This is a genomic window from Mesorhizobium sp. M2C.T.Ca.TU.002.02.1.1, assembly GCF_003997225.1.
In genome coordinates this window covers 1-2,242 of record NZ_RZTO01000921.1, presented here as the reverse complement: position 1 = coordinate 2,242, position 2,242 = coordinate 1, and the positions used below count along the sequence as shown (strand labels likewise).

The 2,242-nt window shown below is 67.4% G+C and carries 3 protein-coding genes and 1 pseudogene; all 4 read left to right on the top strand.

Features of this window, described 5'->3' with window-relative positions; genetic code table 11:
• Positions 1–289: DUF1636 family protein (locus tag EOD07_RS31455; protein ID WP_127238047.1), on the top strand; the 289-nt coding region annotated here is incomplete at its 5' end.
• Complete coding sequence (locus tag EOD07_RS31450; protein ID WP_127238046.1) at positions 286–1,074, top strand: ABC transporter ATP-binding protein; 789 nt, start codon at positions 286–288, stop codon at positions 1,072–1,074. The genes EOD07_RS31455 and EOD07_RS31450, both read left to right, overlap by 4 nt.
• Before the next feature lie 31 nt (positions 1,075–1,105).
• Positions 1,106–2,053 carry an ABC transporter substrate-binding protein gene (locus EOD07_RS31445; RefSeq protein WP_127238045.1) on the top strand — a complete coding sequence of 316 codons (948 nt, stop codon included), beginning with the start codon at positions 1,106–1,108 and terminating at the stop codon, positions 2,051–2,053.
• Between the two features lie 29 nt (positions 2,054–2,082).
• Positions 2,083–2,242, top strand: a pseudogene (locus tag EOD07_RS31440) (iron ABC transporter permease); the annotation flags it as partial.

The window sequence follows — 2,242 nt, the reverse complement described above, 5'->3', positions numbered from 1 at the left end:
TTCCAGGCTTGCCCAGACTTCGGCGTCGTCTTTTGCTGTCGAGACCGTCGACTGCATGGCCGGCTGTTCGCGGCCGCTGACGGTCGCCTTCAATGCGCATGGCAAGGCCGGCTATCTCTTCGGCTCAATCGACAGTGGCAAGGACGTCGGCGCGCTGGTCGAATTTGCCAAGCTCTATGCTTCGCTGGCCGATGGCTGGTGCAATTCCGGCCGGCGCCCGGCAAGGCTCGCCGGCAAAATACTGGCGCGCATCCCGGCCGAGGGCAGGGACCGGGAGCAAGTCCGATGAGCGCGGCCCTGCTTGAAGCCCGCGCCCTGCACGCCAAGGCAAACGGCCGTACACTGGTCGAGGACGTCAGCCTATCGCTGGCGACGGGTGAGAGACTGGCCATCATCGGCCCCAACGGCGCCGGCAAGACGACGCTGCTGCGCATGCTATGCGGCGCGCTCCGGCCGAGCGCCGGCGAGGTTCGCCTTGCCGGCCGTCGCCTCGACAGGATCACCGCGGCCGAGCGGGCGCTGAGCATTGCCGTCGTCGGCCAGACGGACCAGCCGGATCCACGGCTGGCGCTGATCGACTATGTCGAGCTTGGCCGCGTCCCGCATGCCGGCCTGAGGCGCCGGCACGACGATCGCGACATCGTCGTCGAAGCGCTGCGCCGGACCGGGCTATTGCCGTTGCTCGCGCGCAGCATCGGTTCGCTCTCCGGTGGCGAGCGCCAGCGCGCGCAACTCGCCCGCGCCATCGCCCAGCAGCCGAAAATCCTGTTTCTCGACGAACCGACCAACCACCTGGACCCGCGCGCCCGCGGCGAGCTGCTCGAGCTGGTGGCCGCATTCCACATGACCGTGGTCGCCGTGCTGCACGATCTGGCCCTCGTGGCGCCCTTCGCCACCAGCGTCGCAGTGATGAGCAACGCCCGGCTGCGCGCGCTGGCGCCGCCACGCGACGCGCTGGCGCAGCCGCTTATCCGCGAGGTGTTCGGCATCGATGTGCTGCGCCTGCGGCACCCGACCGAGGACCGCGAGCTCACCGTCTTCGAGCTGCCCACGCGCGCTTCCTCGCCATCCTGAACCTGCCCAACACAAACAAGGAGCATGCCCCGTGAAACGCCTCGCTTTGTCGTTTGCCTTCTCGCTTGTCGCCTCGGCCGCCTTCGCCTTCCCGGTCACCGTCGACAGTTGCGGCAAGCCGCTTACCTTCGACGCGCCGCCGAAGCGCGCCGTCATCCAGGATCTCAACATGGCCGAGATGGCTTTCGCGCTGAAGCTGCAGCCGTCGATCGTCGGGCTGACCGGCATCACCGGCTGGTACAAGGTCGGGCCCGAGTTCAAGGCCGAGCAGGGCGCTATCCCCGAGCTGGCGCCGAAATATCCGACGCTCGAGAACCTCGTCGCCGTGCAGCCCGATTTCTTCTTTGCCGGCTGGTATTACGGCATGAAGCCGGGCGGCGAGGTGACGCCCGACACGCTCGCTCGGCACGGCATCAAGACGCTGGTGCTGACCGAGAGCTGCGTCCATCTCGACAAGAACCGTCCCGCCGCCTCGATGGACCTGCTTTATGGCGACGTCGAGAAGCTCGGCAATATCTTCGGCAAGGAGGCGGAAGCCGAAAAGCTGGTCCACGGCTGGAAGGCCGAGCTCGCCGGCATCACCGCGAAAGTGGGCAACGCCAAGGGCACGCGCGTCTTCCTCTACGATTCCGGCGAGGACAAGCCCTTCACCGCCGGCAAGTTCGCCATTCCCAACGCCATGATCGCTGCCGCGGGCGGTGAGAACATCATGGCCGACATGGCGACGAGCTGGGGCAACACCGACTGGGAGACGGTCGCCTCGCGCAATCCGCAGTTCCTCATCCTGCTCGATTACCAGGATGGCGGCGGCTACAGGAAACTGCTCGATTTCCTCAAAGCGCATCCGGCCATGAAGGAGACCGACGCGGTCAGGAACGAGCGCTTCGTGGCGCTCCGCTACGCCGAACTGACGCCGGGGCCCGCCAATATCGAGGCGATCGGCAAGATCGCCAGGGCCATGCATCCGGAAGCGTTTTGAGACCGCGGCGCAAGCCATTCGTCCTGGCGATGGCGCTGGGCGCGATCCTGCTGGTCGCGCTCGCGCTGCTTTCGATCGCCTATGGCTCGACGCTGATCCCCTTGCGCGAGGTCGTCGGCGCGCTGGCGCATGCGGCGGGGCTCGACAGCCAGAGCCCGTCCGGCCCGGGCGGCAGCATCGTCGTCGACC